This window comes from Pseudomonas sp. SWRI92 (genome assembly GCF_014268685.1).
In the GTDB taxonomy this organism is placed as follows: domain Bacteria; phylum Pseudomonadota; class Gammaproteobacteria; order Pseudomonadales; family Pseudomonadaceae; genus Aquipseudomonas; species Aquipseudomonas marvdashtae.
Map to the genome: position 1 here is coordinate 136,640 of NZ_JABWQY010000002.1, position 21,538 is coordinate 158,177.

16 protein-coding genes are annotated in these 21,538 nt (G+C 61.1%); 3 read left to right on the forward strand and 13 right to left on the reverse strand.

Annotation, left to right across the window (positions count from 1 at the left end; translation table 11 throughout):
• Nucleotides 1-125: 125 nt before the first annotated feature.
• Genes HU762_RS03945 through HU762_RS03960 form a run of 4 tightly spaced genes read right to left on the reverse strand, consistent with a single transcriptional unit; the run spans nt 126 to nt 6,068 of the window.
• Nucleotides 126-2,021 carry a heavy metal translocating P-type ATPase gene (locus HU762_RS03945; protein ID WP_186633255.1) on the reverse strand — a complete coding sequence of 632 codons (1,896 nt, stop codon included), beginning with the start codon at nt 2,019-2,021 and terminating at the stop codon, nt 126-128.
• Nucleotides 2,018-3,070 carry a protease modulator HflK gene (locus HU762_RS03950; RefSeq protein WP_186633258.1) on the reverse strand — a complete coding sequence of 351 codons (1,053 nt, stop codon included), beginning with the start codon at nt 3,068-3,070 and terminating at the stop codon, nt 2,018-2,020. Before HU762_RS03950 ends, HU762_RS03945 begins: the two co-directional genes overlap by 4 nt.
• Complete coding sequence (locus tag HU762_RS03955; RefSeq protein ID WP_186633261.1) at nt 3,067-4,107, reverse strand: protease modulator HflC; 1,041 nt, start codon at nt 4,105-4,107, stop codon at nt 3,067-3,069. The genes HU762_RS03950 and HU762_RS03955 overlap by 4 nt, the downstream gene beginning before the upstream one ends.
• Nucleotides 4,104-6,068 carry a protease modulator HflK gene (locus tag HU762_RS03960; RefSeq protein WP_186633264.1) on the reverse strand — a complete coding sequence of 655 codons (1,965 nt, stop codon included), beginning with the start codon at nt 6,066-6,068 and terminating at the stop codon, nt 4,104-4,106. Before HU762_RS03960 ends, HU762_RS03955 begins: the two co-directional genes overlap by 4 nt.
• Nucleotides 6,069-6,285: 217 nt before the next feature.
• Here HU762_RS03960 and lpdA point away from each other — a divergent pair, with 217 nt between their 5' ends.
• Nucleotides 6,286-7,686 (forward strand): dihydrolipoyl dehydrogenase, encoded by a 1,401-nt coding sequence (gene lpdA / locus HU762_RS03965; RefSeq protein ID WP_186633266.1) that lies wholly within the window; start codon nt 6,286-6,288, stop codon nt 7,684-7,686.
• 64 nt (nt 7,687-7,750) lie between these two features.
• Here the strand turns inward: lpdA and HU762_RS03970 are convergent, their stop codons facing one another.
• The 4 genes from HU762_RS03970 to HU762_RS03985 form a co-directional block, all read right to left on the reverse strand.
• Nucleotides 7,751-9,901 carry a hypothetical protein gene (locus tag HU762_RS03970; RefSeq protein ID WP_186633269.1) on the reverse strand — a complete coding sequence of 717 codons (2,151 nt, stop codon included), beginning with the start codon at nt 9,899-9,901 and terminating at the stop codon, nt 7,751-7,753.
• Nucleotides 9,888-11,081: a DUF3142 domain-containing protein gene (locus tag HU762_RS03975; protein WP_186633272.1), complete on the reverse strand. Its 1,194-nt coding sequence runs from the start codon at nt 11,079-11,081 to the stop codon at nt 9,888-9,890. The genes HU762_RS03970 and HU762_RS03975 overlap by 14 nt, the downstream gene beginning before the upstream one ends.
• A 102-nt stretch (nt 11,082-11,183) precedes the next feature.
• Nucleotides 11,184-11,810 carry a glutathione S-transferase family protein gene (locus tag HU762_RS03980; protein WP_186633275.1) on the reverse strand — a complete coding sequence of 209 codons (627 nt, stop codon included), beginning with the start codon at nt 11,808-11,810 and terminating at the stop codon, nt 11,184-11,186.
• 125 nt (nt 11,811-11,935) lie between these two features.
• Nucleotides 11,936-12,838, reverse strand: coding sequence for a LysR family transcriptional regulator (locus tag HU762_RS03985; protein ID WP_186633278.1), 903 nt, complete (start codon nt 12,836-12,838; stop codon nt 11,936-11,938).
• A 230-nt stretch (nt 12,839-13,068) separates the two neighbouring features.
• Here HU762_RS03985 and HU762_RS03990 point away from each other — a divergent pair, with 230 nt between their 5' ends.
• On the forward strand, nt 13,069-15,273 hold the full coding sequence (locus HU762_RS03990; RefSeq protein WP_186633281.1) for a sulfatase-like hydrolase/transferase: 2,205 nt from the start codon (nt 13,069-13,071) through the stop codon (nt 15,271-15,273).
• A 60-nt stretch (nt 15,274-15,333) separates the two neighbouring features.
• Here the strand turns inward: HU762_RS03990 and HU762_RS03995 are convergent, their stop codons facing one another.
• From HU762_RS03995 to HU762_RS04015, 5 genes are all read right to left on the reverse strand, one after another.
• Nucleotides 15,334-16,323 (reverse strand): aspartate-semialdehyde dehydrogenase, encoded by a 990-nt coding sequence (locus tag HU762_RS03995; RefSeq protein WP_186633284.1) that lies wholly within the window; start codon nt 16,321-16,323, stop codon nt 15,334-15,336.
• 57 nt (nt 16,324-16,380) lie between these two features.
• Nucleotides 16,381-17,310 (reverse strand): EamA family transporter RarD, encoded by a 930-nt coding sequence (rarD, locus tag HU762_RS04000; RefSeq protein ID WP_186633287.1) that lies wholly within the window; start codon nt 17,308-17,310, stop codon nt 16,381-16,383.
• Nucleotides 17,307-18,053: an iron-containing redox enzyme family protein gene (locus HU762_RS04005; protein WP_186633289.1), complete on the reverse strand. Its 747-nt coding sequence runs from the start codon at nt 18,051-18,053 to the stop codon at nt 17,307-17,309. The genes rarD and HU762_RS04005 overlap by 4 nt, the downstream gene beginning before the upstream one ends.
• Before the next feature lie 82 nt (nt 18,054-18,135).
• Nucleotides 18,136-18,930, reverse strand: coding sequence for an ArpA protein (locus HU762_RS04010; RefSeq protein ID WP_186611307.1), 795 nt, complete (start codon nt 18,928-18,930; stop codon nt 18,136-18,138).
• Nucleotides 18,931-20,214, reverse strand: a complete 1,284-nt coding sequence (locus HU762_RS04015; RefSeq protein WP_186633292.1) for a cation:proton antiporter — start codon at nt 20,212-20,214, stop codon at nt 18,931-18,933. It abuts the gene before it with no gap.
• Nucleotides 20,215-20,541: 327 nt separating this feature from the next.
• Here HU762_RS04015 and ftrA point away from each other — a divergent pair, with 327 nt between their 5' ends.
• A complete protein-coding gene (gene ftrA / locus HU762_RS04020; RefSeq protein WP_186634404.1) occupies nt 20,542-21,537 on the forward strand; it encodes a transcriptional regulator FtrA in 996 nt (331 codons plus the stop codon).
• Nucleotide 21,538 lies beyond the last annotated feature (1 nt).

Below are 21,538 nucleotides of genomic sequence, written 5' to 3' on the forward strand. Positions count from 1 at the left end.
TTATAGCCTTTTTCTATCGCTTCCAATTCTACTGTTTGAGCAGTAACCGCCTGAAGTGGTGCGCCCCTCTCGTAAATGACTGTAGGAGCGACCAACAGTTCGCTTCAAGTACTCAAGCAGACACGCTAGATTTTTGGCAATGGCTCCTGGAACCGCAGCAGCCGTCCAGCGTTACCCAGTACCAATAATGTGCTTAGGTTATGCAGCAGCGCCGCGATCATCGCCCCCGCCGCCCCGAGCCAGCCAAATGCAGCGAAGGCGACGATGGCCAGCGTCCAGCCCAAGCCGATGATCACATTGACCTGGAGCGTCCGCCGGCATTGGCGACTCAATCGCACGCAGGTGCCCAGGCGCCGCAGGTCGCTGCCAATCAGGACAATATCCGCCGACGCGAGGGCAATGTCCGCGCCGCCAGCGCCCATCGCAACGCCCACCACGCCGGCCTTGAGCGCCAACGAATCATTGATCCCGTCCCCCACCACCATGGGCCGGAACCCGTGGCCAATTTCGGCCATGACCCGTTTGAGCTTATCTTCTGGGAATGCCTGAGCCTGAACGTCATTAATGCCAACTTCTTGTGCCAGGGCAGTGGCCACGCTCTGGCGATCACCGGTCAACAACAACTGGCGCCCCAGGCCAAGCGCGCGTAATTGCTCCATGGCCGCCCCCGCTTCCGGCTTGACGCTGTCGGCCAGCAGCAGCCAGGCGAGAAAGTGTCCATTTAGGGCCAATCCGGCGATCGGGCCGTCATGATCGGGAATCGTCGAGGTCTGGATCCCCAATTGGGCAAACAACTCGGGGCGGCCGAGTGCAGCCTCCCCTTGCTCGGTCATTGCCACCACACCCAAACCCTGGCGTTCGTGGATATCAGTGAGTGGCAGATAATTGTGCTGTTCCACCAAGCTCGCCAAAGCACGACTGACCGGATGACTGCTGGCCGAGCCGAGGCTCGCGGCCAATGGCAGCAGCACGGTGCGATCAGCTGAGGCACTTTGGATCGACTGCAGGCGCAACGTGCCATAAGTCAAAGTGCCGGTCTTGTCGATGACCAACGATGTCAGGTCCGCCAGCTCTTCAAGGAAGGCCGAGCTGCGAATCAAGATGCCATGGCGCGCTGCCACCGCGATGCCGGCAATCGCCGTGGCCGGCGCCGACAGCACAAGGGCGCAGGGACACGCCGCGACCAGAACCGCGAGCATCGCCTGGGCGTCGTTGGTCACGAACCAGGTCACCGCCGCCAGCAACAGCACCAACACCAGGTAGCTACCGGCGTATCGTTCCAGCAAACGCGTAATCGGTGGCTTGGAGCGCTCGGCGTTTTGCATCAGGGCAATCACCTTGCCCAGCGTCGATTCCTCGCCGGTGCGTGTCACTTGCAGACGCAGCAGACCATCAAGATTGATCGCGCCGCCAAACACTTCGACGCCGGCCACCGCTTCCAATGGCACCGACTCCCCGGTAATAGGCGCGGTGTCGAGACTTGCCTGACCGGACAACACCCGACCGTCGGCGGGCACCCGATCTCCAGCACGAACCTCCACCACATCGCCAGGTCGCAACGTACCGTTATCGACTTCGACAATCGAGCCGTCGGCCTGCACCTTGCGGCCCTGGCTGCGGGTCAACTGGCCGAGTGCGTGAATCGCTTCCTGGGAGCCAATGACACTGCGCTCTTCCAGGACGTGACCGAAAATCATGATGATCGGTAGCAGCGCCGCGGTCAGCAGATCGCCAGTGGCCCAGGCGCCGAGCATCGCCAGGGCGATCAGTTGATCGGTGATCCCGTGCAGGCTTGGATAACGCAAGCTGTACCAGGCGGAACGCATCACCGGCACCGCTACCAACAATGAGGCAAACCCCAACAGCAGTTGACTGACCCCGCTTTGCTCCGGCGACCAGCCGCGCCATGCAAGGCCCAAGGCAAGCAGGCCGAGGGCGAGCATAGCCAGCGTCAGTTGCCGTGCGGCTGAACGCTGCTCGGCGGAGGACAACATCGGCATGGCTGTGTTTTGGGCGGTCATTGGCCGGCTCCCTGGATGATCAGACGGCTGTCGTCTTTCGGGTCGACCGTGGTGACTGACCCCGCCCGGAGGAGGATGTCAGGCATGCGTTCGCGGTAAAGGCGCAGCAACATCTGAGGATCCTGGCCTTGGGTTTTCGCCAACCCGAACACCGTAGCCGTGTCCGCCGAAGCCTTGGCGAGCCGTTCGCCGGCCTGCGCATGGGCGACTTCCAACGTGCGATCGGCATCCTGGCGGGCGGCCTGGGTTTGTTTCTCGGCTTCGGTGTGAGCATTGGCGACGGCTTTGTCGGCTTGCTGGCTAGCAGTCAATACCGCATTGAACGCCCCCACCGCTGGGCCCGGCAGGCTCGATTGCACATCGACCCGGACCACTTCGATCCCCAGCCCCTGCCCTGTCGCTGCAAGATCAGCCAAGCGGCGGTTGATGCCTTGCACCAAGTCGCCACGCAAGCGTTCGCGGCGCTCCGCAGCCTGGTTGTCGCTGCCCAGCAGTTCAGGCCGGGCCACCAGAATGGTGTCCAGGTCCCTGGCGGCGGCGAGTGCCACGGCGCTGCGGGTCGCCAGTCGGTCCAGCGCCGGCAATACATGTTCACCTTGCAGGACGTACGCGTAAGGCTCGGTGACCTTATAGAACACCCGCACATCCAGTTGCACCACACCTGCGTCACCGGTCAATAAATAACCAGAGCCCGCCAACGCGTCGCTGACCGGAGAAGCGAAACTGGCGACACGATCAGCTTGCAGAGCCGCGTCCGAACGCAACAGATTGTCGATCCTTCGCTCCAGTACGCGATCCGCAGCGGGCAACAGAATCACCTGTTCCACGGGACGAGGCCAGGCGATCAAGAGTCCGGCGTTCTGGATTCGATCAAGAGCACCAAAGTGCATCACCACCGCCCGGTCCTGCGGGTCGATCTGCCGCACATTGGAAAAAATCCAAGCCAATGCAGCCAAAATCGTAACGGCATAAAGAGCAAGAAACGCTAAGCGCCCGGCCTGGATCCATGGGCTGGACAACTCGTTTGTTCCACGTGGAACCAAACTCATGGCTGTGTTCCACCCTTGAGTTCCGCCGTCGGGGGACCGTCTACCAAGACACGGAACGGCGCGGCGTCAGTGCGCAGGATCAACTTGGTGCCTGGGCTGACAATGGTGCTCAGGGTGTCCAGTGAACGCAGCAGGTTGTAAAGCTGAGGCGAACCCGCATAGGCCTTGCCATAGATTTCAGCCGCCTCTACCCGGGACTGCGCCTCGATTTCAGCGGCTTTAACCGTTGCATCGGCTTGCAGGATTCGTGCATCACGTTCGGCGGCAGACCGAATCTGTGCGGCCTCACGCTTACCGATGGCCGTGCGCTCCGTAGCGATGGTTTCGCGCTCTGCACGCATACGGTCCACCGTTGCAGTGAGCGTCACTGACGGCAGCGTCAGGCGCTCGATGCCAACCTGAAGTACGCGCACGCCGTAGGTGGCCAACAGTTGTTGTTCGATTTGCTGGCGCAACTGGGCTTCGAAATCAGCAATGCGCACTTGGCTGGCATCGGTGTTGACCAAGTTTGCCAGGTCATAACTGGCAGCCGTGGTCTCCAGGGCTGAACCGACAAACGTGCGGATTTGCCGCGCGGCTTCGTCCGGCTGGTTCTGCACGGCCCGCATGAAACGCTGCACATTGTCCGTGTCACCCTGCACCTGCCACGTCACGTAGGCCTGGACGATGATCCGTAACCCGTCGCGCGTACCGACGTCCTGCAAACCGCTGGAGCTGGTACGAAGGCGCAAATCCACCGGGATCGCCGCTTCGAATGGCGCTGGCCAGCGCCAGCCCAGGCCCGGCTGCAGCAACACCCGCGCCGGATTGCCAAAACGGGTGATGACGGTAGCTTCACCCGACCGCACTTGCACCAGGCTGGCGGCCGCGATGGCAAAGGCCACCAGCAATAATGCCCAGCTCATCCGTCGCCAGGGAAACGGCCCGGCCACCTGCGGATCGCCGTGATGGGCGTGATGATGTCCGTGGTGATGACCGGCATGGCCGTGATCGTGACCGGCGTGGTCAGGGTGATCGTGTGACGAAGACTGGCTCAATGGGCAGCTCCTGGCTGGACAGGGTTACGTGGCGACGCGGGGTCCGCCGGCAGCGTGAAGTTACGCAGGTCAATGGTCGGCGCGTTGCCGCTGCCGCCCAGGCGATGATCGAGTATCAGCAGATTGGCCTGGCCAAGTCCCTGGCTCATTTGGCTAAGGTATTGCTCCAGGACGAAGGCGTGCCCCGCCGACGCGTAGGCTTTGCGATCGGCGTTGAAGCGCAGGTCCGCGGCCTGGGCGGTGGCGCTGATTTCCCGGGCGGTGCCTTGGGCCCGGTCATAGGCAACGCTCGCTTGCAGTTGCGCTTGGTTGGTTTGTTCCGCAGCGGCGCCACGCTCCCGGGCAATCAGTGCCTGGGCACCGATCTGCGCCGCCTGCACACCGTGGTAGGCATTGGCCGCACCGGCCGGTGGGTGAATCGCCTCGACCACCGTCGCGAGAATCTCCACGCCGCTGTCGAGTGATTGCAAGTCGGCCTGCACCGCACGGCCGATTTCATCCGCCAGGCTGACACGGTCCGCACCGAGCAAACCGTCCAGCGTGCGCGAAGCAAACTCATGCACGAGGATGCGGCTGGCGGTGCTGCGGATCAACGCCGGCACATCCGCACTGTTGTAAGTGGCCGCCAGTGCGGCGGCGTCCGTCAAGCCGATGCGATATACGAAGCGCACGTCCATGTTGACGATCTGGAAGCTTTGTTGATCGCCGCGCCGACTGGCAATCACTTGGGATTTGTCGTTCACATGACTGGCGTCCCATAAGCGATTGGCAACCGTCGGGGCAGGCCCTTCCGCTGGCTCAGCTTCCGGGACCGCCTTGTTATCGCCGATACTGGTCGCCAACTCATGCACAACGCCGTTTTCTACGCTGAGCACCCTGCCCCACGGCCAAGGCAGCCCGGCATGCAGGCCCGAGCCGAAGACTTCCACCGGTTTACCAAACCGCTCATAGATGCCACGTGCTTGCAGCGGCACCTCATGCACGCCCGTCAGCAGCCAACCCACCAATGCCACCAGCGCCAGAACCGGCAAGGAGGCCCGGCGCATGTAGCTGAACGCCCAGATCTGGCGCAAGTCGATGCCGAAGCGGTTGTGCAGCTCATGTTGCAGGGCCAGCAACGGTTGCGGCGGCCAGCGCAGCAGGTCGGCGATGACGCTTCGCCCCAACAACCTCGGCTCCAGGGACTCCCGGCGCGGGCTGAACAACGAGAGCGCGGCGCGCAGCAAGAATTCCACCGCTACCAGCCCTGGCAATACCCCGGTCAGCACCGCCAAGCGCACCGGCCATACCGACGATTCCCCGGCGAAGAGCAAGCACAAGGCTGTCAGCACAAGAACGGCGATGGCGACTCGTGACAGTTGCGCGAGCGACGATGCTTCTGGCCATTCGAGGGCAGATTGTTGAACCAGTTGCCGCTCAAACACCAGCAAGCCGAACGCCAACAACAATGCGAGCACGGCGCCGACACTGGCCGACACGCCAAGCGAAGCAGCTGGAAGATCAAGGTTCCAAGCCTGCTCCAGACTCAACAGGGTCAAGAGCGACCAACCGGCGAGCCACAAGACAGGCGCCCCGATTTGCGTCAGCAAACCAATCGAGCGGGCGCTGATTCGCTCGAGCATCTGCTCATACCAGCCCACGTTATCCACAGGCTCGGCGGCGGCAAGAACTGGGATTTCGACCTGGCGCACAAGCGCCTGGCTGCGCCACTTGGCCACCCAGCCAGCCGATTGCAGGCCCGCCACCAGCACAATCAAGCTGGCACTTTGGCTAACCAACAGCGCAGGCCATATCGACTGCGGCGAAAACAACCCAGTGAAAAACGCCAGCACCAGCCCAACGCTCGCCAGGCCGCCCAGCAAAAAAACGACCCGCTTCAAGCGACGCGCTTGCAACGACGCCTGCTGAAAGCGCGGCCACTCAGCCACTTGTGCCCCTTGGATATCAAGATCGACTTGCATGTCACCCCAGGCTTGTGGCGATCAAAATCTGCATTGGCAACCGACGCCCAATGCCGCTCCGTTACGTGGCGTTACCTTATAACCATTTCTGTGAAATTTCTGTTTTGAATTGTTCACGGTATGCAGAAGCCTGCCACTTGACGTAAGCCTTGACCGAATTCTTCGGAAACGCTCATATTACGTACATAATTTTTTACAAGCCAAGCGGGAGAACGGTATGAGCAACTACGACGTCATCATTCTGGGCGGCGGTCCTGGCGGCTATAACGCGGCGATTCGCGCCGGACAGCTGGGGTTGAAAGCGGCCTGTATCGAGGGCCGCGCCACCCTCGGCGGCACCTGTCTGAATGTCGGCTGCATGCCCTCCAAGGCGTTGCTCCACGCTTCGGAACTGTACGAAGCGGCCAAGGGCTCTGAGTTTGCCAACCTGGGCATCAACGTCAGCCCCACCCTCAACCTCGTACAGATGATGAAGCAGAAGGACGACAGCGTGACTGGCCTGACCAAGGGCATCGAATTTCTGTTCCGCAAGAACAAAGTCGACTGGATCAAGGGCTGGGGCCATATCAATGGGCCGGGCAAAGTGACCGTCACCGCCGAGGACGGCGGCAAGACCGAACTGAGCGCCAAGGACATCATCATTGCCACCGGCTCCGAGCCCACCCCGCTGCCCGGCGTAGACATCGATAACCGGCGCATCCTGGACTCCACCGGTGCGCTGTCCCTGGGCGAAGTGCCCCGGCATCTGGTGGTGATAGGCGCTGGCGTCATCGGCCTCGAACTGGGTTCGGTCTGGCGGCGCCTGGGTGCCGAGGTAACCGTGGTGGAATACCTCGATCGCATCTGCCCAGGCGTAGATGGCGAAGCCGGCAAGACCCTGCAACGGGCCCTGGCCAAACAAGGCATTCAGTTCAAGTTGAGCGCTAAAGTCACCGGCGCCGTGTCCTCGGCGAACGGCGTGCAGTTGCACGTCGAACCCGCGGCAGGCGGCGAGGCGCAAACGCTGGACGCCGATTACGTGCTGGTCGCCATCGGTCGCCGCCCTTATACCCAGGGGCTGGGGCTGGAGAACGTCGGGTTGGCGACCGACAAACGCGGCATGCTCGCCAACCAGCGCCACCGCACAGAAGCGCCGGGCGTCTGGGTGATCGGCGATGTCACCTCCGGGCCAATGCTGGCCCACAAGGCGGAAGATGAAGCCATGGCCTGCATCGAACAAATCGTCGGCAAGGCGGGCGAGGTCAATTACGAGCTGATCCCCAACGTTATCTATACCCGTCCGGAACTGGCCAGCGTCGGCAAAACCGAAGAGCAACTCAAGGCTGAAGGTCGCGCCTATAAAGTCGGCAAATTTCCGTTCACGGCCAACAGCCGGGCAAAAATCAATCACGAAACCGAAGGGTTCGCCAAGATATTGGCCGATGAACACACCGACCAGATTCTCGGCGTGCATCTGGTCGGCCCGAGTGTCAGCGAGATGATCGGCGAGTATTGCGTCGCGATGGAATTCGGCGCATCGGCCGAGGACATCGCCCTGATTTGCCACCCCCACCCCACTCGCTCGGAAGCGCTGCGTCAGGCGGCGATGAATGTGGAAGGAATGGCTACGCAGATGTAGGCAACAAAGAGCACTGCGGTAGATTCCTGCGGCGGGGGAGCTCCCTCGCCACAGGTTGATCAATCTACTCGGCTGCCATCCGCGCCTTGCGCTTGCGGCGGCTGATGAATGCCAGCACCACGGCCACCACGAGCACCGCGCCACCCACCTCCAACCACGCCTTGAAAGGCCGCAGGGCCGAGCGAATCGGTGCCAGGGCCTGGGTGACGTAGCGTTTATTCGCCTGGTCGAACGCCGGTTCCGCACATTGATGTCCGAAATCCCACGCCCATTCCACGTACGGGCCTTCCTTCACGTAACGCTGATACAACGCGCTTTGCTCTTCCAGACTCGAGTTGTACCCGACCGCCTTGCACAGCACCGCCGCAAACGCCTGGCTGGTGTGCGGCAAATGATCGGCAGCCTGGCTCGCCAACGCCGTGGCGACAAAACGGTAGTGATAACGCACGTCCGGTTGCGCTGCGCTGGCCTGTTGCCGTTGCACTTCGCCTTCCGCTACCAGCGGACCGATCTTCAGCTCCACCGGCTCAAAACTGTAGTTGCCATCCAGGCTCGCGTAATCCGGCGCCATCTCGTAGCCCAGCAATTGCATGCCGGACTTGCGCGCGATGACGGACGCGTTGAAATACGCCTCGGCACGGCTGGTCGGCAACCATTTGGACTCGGCATCCTGGCGCAATTTTCCGTAGGCGCGGGCCTTGTCCTGCAGCTCGGCATTATCGAAATAAGCCGGTGCCTCGTCGTAGCGACCCTCACGCAGCAAGCGACGCCCCAGCAGGTTGCGCAGGTTCGCGGCTACGGACAACTGCACGTAGTTGTCTCGATCCTCCTGGCTCAACGGCGGTGGTGCCGGCACCTGGGCGTCGACATATTGCTTGAGTTCCTCGACGGTCAGCACGCGCTCGGCGACCGTCGCGGCGTCATACCAATAATTGCCCTGGCCGCGATAAAGCTGATCGAACGCTTGCAGATAGTCGCCCCGTTGCAACGCGAGGATCGCGCTTTCGCCCTCGACCCGACAATTGGGCTGTACCGTCTCGTAATCCCAGTCTGGCGTGCGGCGGGCGCCCCAGGACTCGTCCTGCGGAAAAGCCTGGGCGGCCTTGGCATAAGCCGCCGCCGCAGCGACTTTGTCGCCCTCGCGCAACGCGAGCTTGGCCCGCACCCACCAGGCCAATCCGGTGTCGGCGGCCTTGTCTGCAAACGCCTTTGCGCCAGCGTAGTCAGCGTGTTGATAACTCACCGCCGCCAAGCGATCAGCGTCTTCCAGGTTGCTCTGGGCGCTGGCTTGCAGGAGCTTGACGAGTTTTTTCTCGCCGGACGGCTCTTCGCCGTCCCACCAGCCGACACGGCTGAGCAAATAGGCGGTTACCAAGCGCTGGACCGATTTGGCTTTGAGCAATTCGCCCAGGCGTTCTTCCGACTCGACGCTGAGGCCGCCCGCCAACTGCAGCAACGAGCTGTAGCCGACCGGGGAGCCCTGAGCGTTCTGGCTCGCATACAGGCCGATGGCGGCGTCCCAGTCGTCGGCGGTATAGGCGACCCTGGCCTCTTCGCCCAGGCTGGCGACGCCCAATTCCAGCGGATCACTGAAGCCGGCGATACTCAGCTCGCGAGCCTGGCGGAACGCTTGGCGAGCCTGATCCTGCATCACCGCCGGTTCGCCGCGCCCGGCCTCGACGCTCATGGCAAACAAGGCACGTCCCAAGGAATAGGCGGCCCAGGTGCTGCGCAAACGACGCTCGTCGGCCGGCAACGCGAGCAATTGCTGGAACGATTCGACAGCACGCGGATGATCGCCCGCATTGAAGGCCGCCGCGCCGATCGCATACAACCGCAACTCGGCGGGCAGGTTCGCCGCTTCGGCAACGACCAGCTCGACATCGCTTGATGCCCGCAAACGCTCCACCACGGCTTGTTGCGGTGGCGTGAGGCCAAGTTGTTCGGCCTTGTTGCGTTGTTCCACGTAGGAAGAAACATCGTCGTAGCTGTAATCCGGGTTGCGCGTTGCCTCTGTCACTGGCTTCAACCCCGCGATGGCCTGGCCGAGGCGGCTGACTTCGAAGCGAAAGCTGCCTTCGGGCAGTTCAGCCAATGACTGGGCACGGTTATCCAGCAGGCGCATCGGGAAATCCGGCCCACAAGCCATTGCCTGGCCCAGCGGCAGGCTGAGGCTCAGGCACAGCAGGCGACGAGGCCAGTTACGGGTAGACATTGAATCCTCCTTGGTCAATTTTCGTACAGCGCGCCCAGCCGATAGCCCGTTGGGCACCGGCAGCCAAGCGGCCTGCCTGAATGCGGGTGAAGGTAAGCAGTCCGGGGGTTTGTTGCAACGTATAACCCGCCAAGGCATCGACCCCGTCACAGGCGCCTACAGCAAGGGTCAGGCGCTGGGGCCAGGGGCTGTCGAGATTGCCCTGGTTCACCAGCCGGATATCGTACAGGCCGTCTTGCTCGTCAACGTGCACCGCCAGGCGACTGTCGAGGCTGTCTCCACGGGCAACCGCGCCCAGCGTGGTCAGGCTCCAGACTCGCCGGTCCCCCGCCAGCGGCAGGCGAAACCAGATCAGCCCGGCCAAATGCTCCGGCGGTTCGGCGCGCAGGTCGGCAACAAGCCCGGCCACGGTTTGCGGATCGGCGAACAATTCCCGACGCTCGCCGCCCCGGTCGATGGGCACTTCGCTTTCCACCACCGGCGCACCGGTTTCCTGAGTCAAAAGCGCCACGCCATACGCCGGCAAGGCCAGATAAAAAGGCCGCGTGGTGACGGCCCCCCAACGCTTGGCCCAGCGCCTGGCCTGGCCGGCATCGAACAGTCCTTGCCGCGGGTCGCTGACCGCGTGAACCTGCAACACGCTGCTGTCCACCGTCTGCAACAACTCGGTCAGTTCAGGGCTGTCGAGCCAGGCCGGCAGCGCCGTGATGCTTAGCTGCAACGTGGTCGGCAAGGTTTGGCGCAATCGTGCGAGGAACGTCCGGTAGGCCGGTAGTCGTGCGCTACCGGCATCGTGATCGATCTCAACTCCCACCGGCGCCAGGCCTTGGGCTTGCCAGTCGCCCAGCACGCGTTGGATCTGCGCGATGACATCGTCCTGGTTGAGGGATTTGAGCTGACCGTCCAGGCGAATCACAGCCACCAACGGCCGACCGTCAGCCTTGAGCATCGCCGGATCGATCCGCGCCCGGCTCCAGCCGGCGCCGGGAAATGCCTGCAACGCCAACACCCGGACACTGGAAAAGTCGCCACGGCTCTGGCGCAGCGCCAACGCGTGAGCGGGTGTCCACTGGCGTTGCCAGATATAGAGTTGCTGATCGAGGACGAGAGGTGCGGGCTGATCGCAGCCACTCAGGAACAGCGCGGCAAGGGCCAGCGACAGCCTGTGGATAAAAGTCATGAAGCGCAGCCACCCGCGGGAAAAGGCTGGCAGATTAGCGCTTTCGACGTTTAACAGAAACCGTGGCGAGGGCGTTTGCCCCCTCCACGAGCGACCGGGTGCTCAAGCCTCCTTTTGCAGGCCCACAACGGTACGTGGCATCCCCACGAACCCCGGCAAGGCTTCGACCCGCGCCAGCCATGCGCGCACATGGGCGTAATCTTGCAGCGAAACATTGCCCTCTGGTGCATGGGCGATGTAGCTGTAGCCAGCGATGTCGGCGATGGTTGGCGTGTCACCGGCCAGATAAGCGCTGTTGCTCAATTCATGGTCGATGACCTTGAGCAGGCTGTGGGAACGGGCAATTACATCCTCGGCGTTATGGGACGCGCCGAATACGGTGATCAACCGCGCCGTGGCCGGTCCGGCATGCAGAGGTCCGGCCGCTACCGACAGCCAACGCTGTACGCGAGCGGCGCCGACCGGGTCCATTGGCAGCCAACGGCCTTGGCCATATTTTTGCGCCAAGTACACCAGGATGGCGTTGGAATCAGCCAGCACCACACCATTGTCATCAATCACCGGCACTTGCCCGAACGGATTGATCGCGAGGAAATCAGCCTGTTTGTGCGCACCCTTGGCCAGGTCGACGAAGATGACTTCGACTGGCAACTTGAGCAGCGACAGCATCAGCTGCACACGGTGCGCGTGGCCAGAGAGGGGGAAGTGATAAAGCTTGATAGGGTTCATGGTCGACTCCGCTGGGAAATGACGCCATCGGTAAGCGGCGTCGATGGCTTCATCTTCCGCTCTAGCCCGAAGCTATAGAATCACCTGGAAACGCAATCCATCATTTCTATCGGCGCAACAATGCGTCAGCCTTTCAAGGCCGGGTGTTCGCGCAACGCGCTGACGATGAAGTCGACGAAGCTGCGAACGCGCGCCGGCGCATTGCGCCCGCCCTGGTACACCACATGGATCGGCAGCGGCGGGAGCTCGAAGTCAGCCAGGACGATTTCCAGCTCGCCGGCGGCAACGTTGGCCGCCACTTGATAGGACAGGACCCGCGTCATCCCCAATCCCTGGCACGCTGCACCAATGGCCGCCTGGTTGGCCGTGACCACCAGCCGAGGCGCGGGCCGGACTGACAGCGGCTGGCCTGCCTCGACGAAGGTCCAGTTCCTGACCTGGCCAATGGCTGATGACGACACCACGGGCATCCGCTCCAGGTCTTGTGGGTGCTGGGGCCGGCCATGGCGGGCGAAAAACCTCGCAGAACCGCACACCACGCGCCGCACCTCGCCGACACGAACGGCGTGCAAGCTGCTGTCGGGTAACTCGCCGATGCGCACGGCGACGTCGACGCCCTCCTCCACCATGCTGACGGTGCGATCCAGCAGCAGGGCGTTGACACAGACCTCGGAAAACCGCTCCAGGTAATCCACCAGCACCGGCGTGACGAACAGTTGGCCGAACAGCACGGGCGCGGTAATGGTCAGTTGCCCGCGAGGCTGTGCGTGGCTGCCGGCCGCCGAATCCTCGGCTTCCTGCAAATCGCCGAGGATCCGCCGACAGTCGTCGAGAAAGCGCTGGCCGGCTTCACTCAGATAGACGTTGCGCGTGGTACGTACCAGCAACGGCGTCCCGATGCGTTGCTCCAGCGCCGCCACTGCCCGCGTCACGCTGGCGGCCGACAGCCCCAGGCGCCGCGCAGCCGAGGAAAACCCAGAGTCCTGGGCGACGGCGACGAATACCTGCATTTCCTGGAACCTGTCCATCCATCCCCCGATGAGAAATCCTGATACAAGTTTTGCGCACGCCTCGAAGCCGCGTCGTATGGCCATTGTAGAGGCCTTGCAAGTGAACCACAGCCAGGCACATCGACGTTGAGCGGTCGCTGGCCGCTACGCTTGCTACCATCACGCACGATGTCATGACACTTTCATGACCGAAAGGAAAATCCTATGGGTTATCCGATGGATTGGCTTCAACCGAAGGGCCCGTTTCTGTGAACACTCTTTACCGCGCACTCACCCATCCATTCGCGTCACTCAGCGCCCTGGCTGGCGCCGTCCTGCTGGTCCCCATGGGCTTGCGGCTTGCATTGGGCTGGTCCGACCCGCTGGGTTATCTTTCGGACCTGGCCATCGGCGTCTTGTTGATCACGCTGCTGTATCGACGCCCCTGGTGGCTGGCATTGCCCGTGCTGCTGGCCTGGTGTGCGCTGACGCTGGCTTGCATCGAGTTGGTCAATGCCGTGGGCCGGATGCCAACACCGGCGGACATCCAATATCTGATCGACCCGCAATTCGTCGAGAATTCCACCAGCGGTGGCTTCGCACATCCTTGGCTTGCCGCCATCGTGCTCGCCGCACTGGCGCTGTGGTTGATCGTTCAGTGGACCAATCGGCGCCACCAGGCGCCGCCGTTGCCGCGCCACGCCTGGGCGCTGCCGATCCTGCTTTTGCTGGCCCACGGCACCGTGCAAACCTGGCGGCCCAACGAGGCGGACCAATGGAACCTGTTCAACCTGCCCCATCAACTCATCACCGCAGGCTTCGCCGCCGGTCAGGAGCATATCGAGCAACGGTTGGCCGGCGATGTGCCGGATCAGGTTCCGCCCATGGAAGGACTCACCCGGCTGGACCTTGATGGACAAAAGCTGCTGGCTGCACCGGGCCAAGCACGCAACGTGCTCGTCATCGCCCTGGAAGGAATCCCCGGCGCCTACTTGGAAACCAACCGCCAGGCCCTGAAAAGCAGTTATCAGGAAAACCTCATGCCGCGCCTCAGTGCCTGGGCCGAACGCGGCATGAACACGCCTGATTACGTGCTGCACAGTCACCAGACCATCCGAGGCCTGTACGCGATGCTGTGTGGCGACTACGACAAACTCGACGATGGCACCCCCAAGGGTGTCGAGATGTTGAATCAGACCCAACGCAACCAAGCCTGCCTACCGGCCCAGTTGCGCAAGAACGGCTTTTCCACGCACTTCCTGCAAGGCGCTGGCCTGCGGTTCATGGCCAAGGACCGGATCATGCCGCACATCGGCTTCGACACCACCTTGGGCATGGACTGGTTCACCCGCCCTGCCTATCTGGAATTCCCTTGGGGCAAGGATGACAAGACCTTCTTCGAAGGCGCGCTGGACTATGTCGGGCAATTGCAACAGGCCGACAAGCCTTGGATGCTGACCTTGCTGACCGTGGGCACGCATCAGCCCTACTCCGCGCCGGAAGACTATCTGGAACGCTACGACACCGCCAAGCAGGCCGCCGTGGGCTATCTGGACGACGCCCTGGACAGTTTCCTGACGGGCCTGGAACGCCAGGGGATTCTTGAAAACACGCTGGTGGTCATCACCTCGGACGAGTCCCATGGCATCGACGACGTACGCCTGGCATCGTCCTGGGGATTCAACCTGACGCTGGCGCCCGAGCCACTGCCCAGGATCAAGCCAGGCGTCTACGGCCACGTGGACCTGACCGCCTCGATTCTCGACTACTTCGGTTACGCGGTGCCCGCATCGTTGTCCGGTCGCTCGATGTTCCGGGACTACGCGACGGGCCGGGAAATCATGTCGTTCACCAACGGCAAGCTGCGCTATCACGACGGCAAAGGCACCTTCACCGAGTGCGATTTCCTCCAGCGTTGCCGCGACTACAAGAGCGAGGGCTTCATCGCCGATCGCGCCACGTACGCCGGGCAATACAGCGGCCAGCGCGCCAGGCTGATCAGCGCACGGGCCACGGCGCTGGACCAGACGCTGCTCACCACGCCCTTGAACCAGCACTATCAGTTCGGCAGTGCTGAAAAAATCCCCCTCCCCGCGCAGGTCACCAACGATTGGACCGACAACCTCATCGGCGCCCAATACCTGGAAATGCCCAAAGGCACCCGCACGCGTGTGAGCTTGACCATCCGCGCCGTGGATACGGACCACGCCGCCTATATCTCCCTGAAGGCCAAGGAATTCGAGCGGGACGTGCCGATGGACTTGCCCACCGACGTGGCGGTGACCTCTGATCAACCGCTGGTAATGAATATCCACTTCGATAACCCGCAACCGCGCAAGGCGTTCTCTTTCCACTTGCTCGGTCACGGAACGGGTGCCGTGGAAATCAGTGACTTCAGCGTCATCACCGAGCTGCCCGACCAGCCGGAATACCTGGATGACATCCAAGAAGACAGCGAGCCTCAGTCCAGCTGAATGAAAAAACGCGCAACCGCCGAAAAGCGATTGCGCGTTTTTACGCCATGCCTCGATGGGTCAGTCATTGACCAATTGCATGATCTCGAACGCGTTCAGCGCCGCGCCACGCAGCAACTGGTCACCGCTGATGAACAGGTCCAGCCCATGTTCGCCGTAGATCAGGTTATAGCGGATCCGTCCAACTTCCACCGCATGCTTGTACGTGGAGGTCATGGGCATCGGATAAACGCCCTGCTTGGGCTCATCCACCACCTCGACGCCCGGCGCAGCCGCCAGGAGCTCGCGCACCTGGGCCAGTGAATGCACCGGCTGCTTGAATCGCAGGCTCAGGCTCTCGGCATGGGAACGCAGGGTCGGTACCCGAACCGCTGTGGTGCTGATGGCCAGGTCCGGTTCGTCCAGGACCTTGCGCAACTCCCAGACCACTTTCATCTCTTCGCGGGTATAACCGTTGTCTTCGAACGAATCGACTTGAGGGATGACGTTGAATGCCAGGTTATGGGCGAAGTTTTCGCTGTCGTCCTGATCGCCGTAGTCACTGAACGCCTTGGCCTTCTCCCGCAGCTCGAGCATCGCGGGCTGCCCCGCGCCGCTGGCGGCCTGATAGGTGGAAATGATCGCGCTTTCCAACCCGAAGGCATCGTGCAACGGCCCCAGCACCATCAGTGCAATGGCTGAGGAGCAGTTGGGATTGGCAATCAGCTTTTCGCCCTTGTAGCGCTGGCCGTTGATTGGCGGAACCAGTAGCGGAATGTTCGGGTGATAACGAAACGCCGATGAGTTATCGATCACATAGGAGTTTTCAGCCAGACGCTCGCCGTACTCCAAGGCAAAGGAGCCTGACACACAGAGGAACACGATATCGCACGAAGCGCAGCCTTCGACCGAAAAAGGCTCGATCAGGTGCTCGGTATTACCCGCCTTCAAGCGCTTGCCGGCCGAACGTTCAGAGGCCATGCAGACCACTTCATAGTCGGTGTCTTCAAGCAATTGCAGCATGGTCATGCCCACTGCACCGGTGCAACCCACTACGGCGACTTTCTTCATTTCAATTCCTTTATCCTGAAAAACCCGCGCCGTTTCAAGGCGGCGCGGGCGGGTAGGTCATGCCGTACGCATTTGCACGGACAATCTGGCGGCTGCCGCTGCACGCTGGACCCGAATGGAATTCAACGTGAACAACGCAAGCGCCAGCCAGATGAACGAGAACGCCGCCAGTTTCAACGACGAGACCGGTTCACCATAAACGAATGCCGCCAACAGGAAGTTGCAAATTGGCGGGACGAACTGCAAAAAGCCCAGCGTGATCATCGACAACTGCTTGGCCGCCAAGCTGTACCACCACAACGGCAGCACCGTGATCAGGCCCGTCGCGACCAGCAGCAGGTCGCGGGTGCCCGATTGCAGGAACTGGTGCCCCACGCCCTGGGCCTGCGCCAGCAGCAGGAACAGCGCCGCAAACGGCAGCAGCACGGCGATTTCGAGGGTTTGGATGACCACCGGATCGCCAGGTACTTTCTTCTTGAAGATGCCGTAGAAGGAATAGCAGAAGCCAATGACCAGTGCGATCCACGGGAAGGAACGCAGGTTCAGCAGTTCGAACGCCATCAATGTCACACCGGTGACGGCCAGGAAGATCGCCCAGGTCTGCAATGAAGTGAGGCGTTCCTTGAAGATCACCCGCGACACCAGCATGCTCATGATCGGGCTAAGGAAATAGCCGAAAGCCACTTCCAGCACGCGTCCGGTCATGATCCCGTAGATGTACATCAACCACCACAACCCCAACACTGCGGACACGGTGAGTACATTGGCCGGGCGAACCGTTTTGAGGGTCGAACGCAACGTTCCGACCCGCGCAGTCAGTAGCACAAGCGCCAAGAGAAACAACTCGGCGAACACTACCCGCCAAGACAGCAGGTGATAGGCATCGAGCCCAGCCAGCGGCTTGTACCACAGCGGATACGAGCCCCAGAGCAGCGTGGCGCCGAGACCGAAGGCGACGCCTTGTCCGGATTCGTTCTTGGCGGTCATTGGCGTCCTCCAGCGTTGAGTTTGCGCTCGATGCCATCCCAGTAGACTTCCATCAGGTGCAAGTACTGTTCAATCCCTTCAGCGAACAGACGACGCTCTTGCGGCGTTTGCAGATGCTTTTCCATGACGTTGAACACTGCGTTGGAGTGGCCAACTTCCACTTCCATGTGCAGCGTCCAGAAGAACCGCCCGCGGTCGCTGACGCCTTCCTTGATCAATCCATCGTTGTACTTGGAAACCATCGATGCCGACATCGCCTCGTCCGCGAACAACCCGCCCAGGGCCTTTTGCAGCGGCGGTTTGCTGTAGAGCGCGCAGATGCCGTCGTTCAATGCCTGGGTGCTGGGCAGGCACTTGTAAGCTTCGATCTGCTCCTCGCTGATGCCCTTGTCGTGCAGGAACTTGCGGTACAGGTCGGAATGGGAATGGGTTTCGCCCAGTTCGTCACGGGCATTGAAGGCGATGGTGCGCAGCACTGCCTCGTCACGGGTGATGGTGGAAATCCCACAGACGTAGAACGGCAGGTATTTGAAGTAATGCAGGGTTTCCAGGTACAGCACGTTGCTTTGCTCCGGCGGCAGGCCGTGCTCGGCGTAGGCATTGAGAAACGGGTGTTCGGTCGCCCGATGCTTGAGGATGTATTCGATCTGCTCATCCATGAACAACTTGAGTTCCAGATCGACGCCTTCGTTGCGCACGACGTAGGCGGTTTCGGATTGAAACGTTTCTTGAGTGATGGACATGGCCTGCTTCCTTGAGCCCCGGGGGCAACATTGATTCGATAGATGAAACCGGGCGGACACCCATCCGCCCAGCCGTTCGCCGTCAAGCTTCTTCGGTGGTCCTGGCCTTGGTATCCCAGATCACTTCGATGCTCTCGTGGGCGACATCGGTTCGCCGGTCATGGGCACTGGCCCAGCACGTGTTGAGAATGATCCGAGTGGTTTCCTGCTGGATCGGCACGACGTGGTGCAACGTGGTGTCGGACTTGAGGAAATACACATCACCCTTGAGGTGGTGGTAGGACTTGATCGGGTTGTTGAGGATGTACTGCCAGATCTGCGGGTTCTGCTTGTCCCATTCACTGTGGGGCACGCATTGGAGCACGCCGCCGATCGCCGGGTCCTCGGGCGCCTCGATGATCCAGATCATCGTGTATGGGTAATCGCCCCAATGCCAGCCGTGGGTATCGCCCGGATGGCTCAGCTTGGTAATCAGGTATTGCTCTTGCTCCCAGCAGGACGCCAAGTCATCGCCGGCAATGTTGCCCAGGAAATTACGCAGTGACTCGGATTGATAAAGCGCAGGAATGAACGTCCCGCCCTCGGCGATTTCCGGTTGATTGACGTTGTACATCTTGCGATAGGTGTTACCCGTGGACGGAACCGTAACATCGCGACGTACCGAATATTCATCGAGTAATGCATGAACCTCGGCATGAACGTTTTCCAAGATCCTTTTCGGTAGGAAAGAAAAGTTCTTGAAGTTGAAATAACCGTCGCGGCGAAATTCGTTGCGAATCTGCTTCATCCGGTTTTCATCTTGCAAAATACTCTGGAAATGCTTGGCCAGTTGTTGCTCCATTACTTCAATAACCAAGCTGGACGTTTGTTCGCTCATTTATCGCTCCATTCCATTGTTATCGGTCGGTGTTACAAATCCGTGGGGTGGCGACACTCTTGGAATTGACAGAGTGCCCATGGGGATAACTTTCTTTTTGTGCAAATTCATCAGCGGCCCGGTCATCAGCGTCGTGACGATGGTCATGACCACCAAGGCGGTAAACAACTCGCTTGCGATGATTCCCATGTCCAGGCCGATCTTGAGCACGACCAGCTCCATCAACCCGCGGGTGTTCATCAGGGCACCGATGGTCAGCGACGTCGACCAGGTGCATCCCACCAACCGGGCGCCCAGGGCGCTACCCGCAACCTTTGCGGTGATGGCCACCAGCAGGATCACCAGCAGCACCCAGACACCCAGGCCGGTAAACGCCGACGAGGTGGTGCTCAGGCCTGCAAGAGCGAAGAAACAGGGCATCAGTATGATCAGCGATACGTGCTCCAACCGTTCGATGATCATGTCCAGCAAGCGCTGTTCCCGCGGCACACAGAGGCCGAACAGGAAGGCGCCAAACACCGCATGCACCTGCAACGCGTGAGTCAGGCTGCCATAGATCATCACGCCGGCCAGCAATGCCACCAGCACCATCGGTTGCGCGAATTTTCCTTCAGCGGCGAGCCAGCGGCTCAACAGCGGCTTGAGCACCAGGAACGAAAACACCACCAGCAACACCAGACAGGCGCCCCGGACGACCAAGGCCATCCAGTTACTGTCATGACCATTCACCATGGCGACGGCGGCAATCAGCATCCACGCGACCACGTCGCTCATGGCTGCGGCCAGCAAGGCGATCGCACCGACTTGCGTACCGAGCATGCCGCGTTCCTTGAGGATCCGCGCCAGTACCGGAAAAGCGGTGACAGAAAACACCGTGCCTATGAACAGGATGAAACCCAACCGGGAGGTCTCGGGCGTGGCGAAATGCTCGAACAGCCAGGGCGCTATCGCGGCGCCAAGGGAAAAAGGGATGACGATGCTGAAGGCGCCGATGACGATGGCCTTGAAGCCAGTCTTGCTCTGTTTCAATGGGAATCGAAACTCGGCGCCGATGACGAACATGAATAACAAGATACCCAACTCGCTCAGGACTTTGAGCTGGGTGATAGCGCTACTGTCGAATAACTGTTGATGAAAGGCGGGAAACAGCTGACCCAGTACAACCGGGCCCAACACAAAACCCGCGATCATTTCTCCAACGACCTGAGGCTGTCCCAAGCGATTGAACACAGCCCCCAGGAGTTTTGCTGACAACATGACAAACACTATCTGGATCAGCAACATAGTCCATTCCCTTACAACGTCCAGGTTAATCCGGGTACCACTAAAACTCCTCGACACCGCCAATATCCATTAGCGGCGTCCGTTAACAGAACTCAATCAGAGACGCACACTTCAGCAATCCGCACGAATCGTTTTCTGTTGAAACAGGAATAAATCTGGAAGTGACAATCTTCTACCGATGCGATGGGGTGGGGTACCGGTAATGCGGCCGTCACCTTTGTGGGGTGCAGCCGTCTTGGTTTCGTTGATTGCCTGGCAGCGATTGTAGGGGCATGGGACTGTCCGCTACAGTGCAGCAGACGACAATAAACGGTGAAATTACGCCAAATGCATGCTCATCCCGGAACAGTGGCAATCCTCGTTTATGAGGGCCTTTGCGTATTCGAATTCGGTATCGCCCTGGAGATATTCGGGCTACCCCGCCCAGAACTGGACGTGCCTTGGTATACCCACCGCATCGTCGCTGTCGACGAGGGACCGATGCACGCGTTGGGAGGATTGCAGATCTCGGTCGACGCAGGTCTCGAGGAGCTTGAGAACGCACAGACCATTATCGTTCCCGGTTGGCGCAATCGTTACGAGCCGCCCCCCGAAGCGCTGCTGCAAGCCCTTAGAAGAGCCCATGCTCGCGGCGCACGCTTGCTGTCTATCTGCTCGGGGGTGTTCGTACTGGCCGCCACCGGGCTGCTCGATGGCGAAACCGTAACCACTCACTGGCAATTTTCCAAGGAACTGGCCGAACGATTCCCCAACATCAAGGTTGATCCTAACGTGCTTTACGTCGATTCAGGCCAGTTGATCACTTCAGCCGGAAGCGCCGCCGGGATCGACGCCTGCCTGCACTTGATCGCCCGGGATTTTGGCACGCACATCGCCAACTCCGTGGCCCGACGCCTGGTCATGGCGCCGCAACGAACCGGCGGCCAGTCTCAATTCATCGTCGCCCCGGTGTGCAAGTCACCGCGCAACGAGCTGACGCGAGTGCTGCAATGGATTCGCGAGAACCTGGAGCAACCGTTGAGCGTGGCTGACATGGCGGCCCGCGTGGCCATGAGCGAGCGCACTTTTTTGCGCCGTTTCATTGAGACCACGGGACTCTCGCCCAAGGTCTGGCTGCAGCAGGAACGGCTGAACCGGGCGCGAGAGCTGCTCGAAAGCACGGACCAGAACACCACCGGCATCGCACAAGCCTGTGGATACCGGTCGGTGGAAAGTTTTCGAGCGGCCTTTCGCAATGCGGTGGGGCTGGCTCCGTCCGCCTACCGTGAACGGTTCGGTAGCGGCGAGGCCGGCAAACAAGCTGCCGGGATCGCCAACTGCTGAC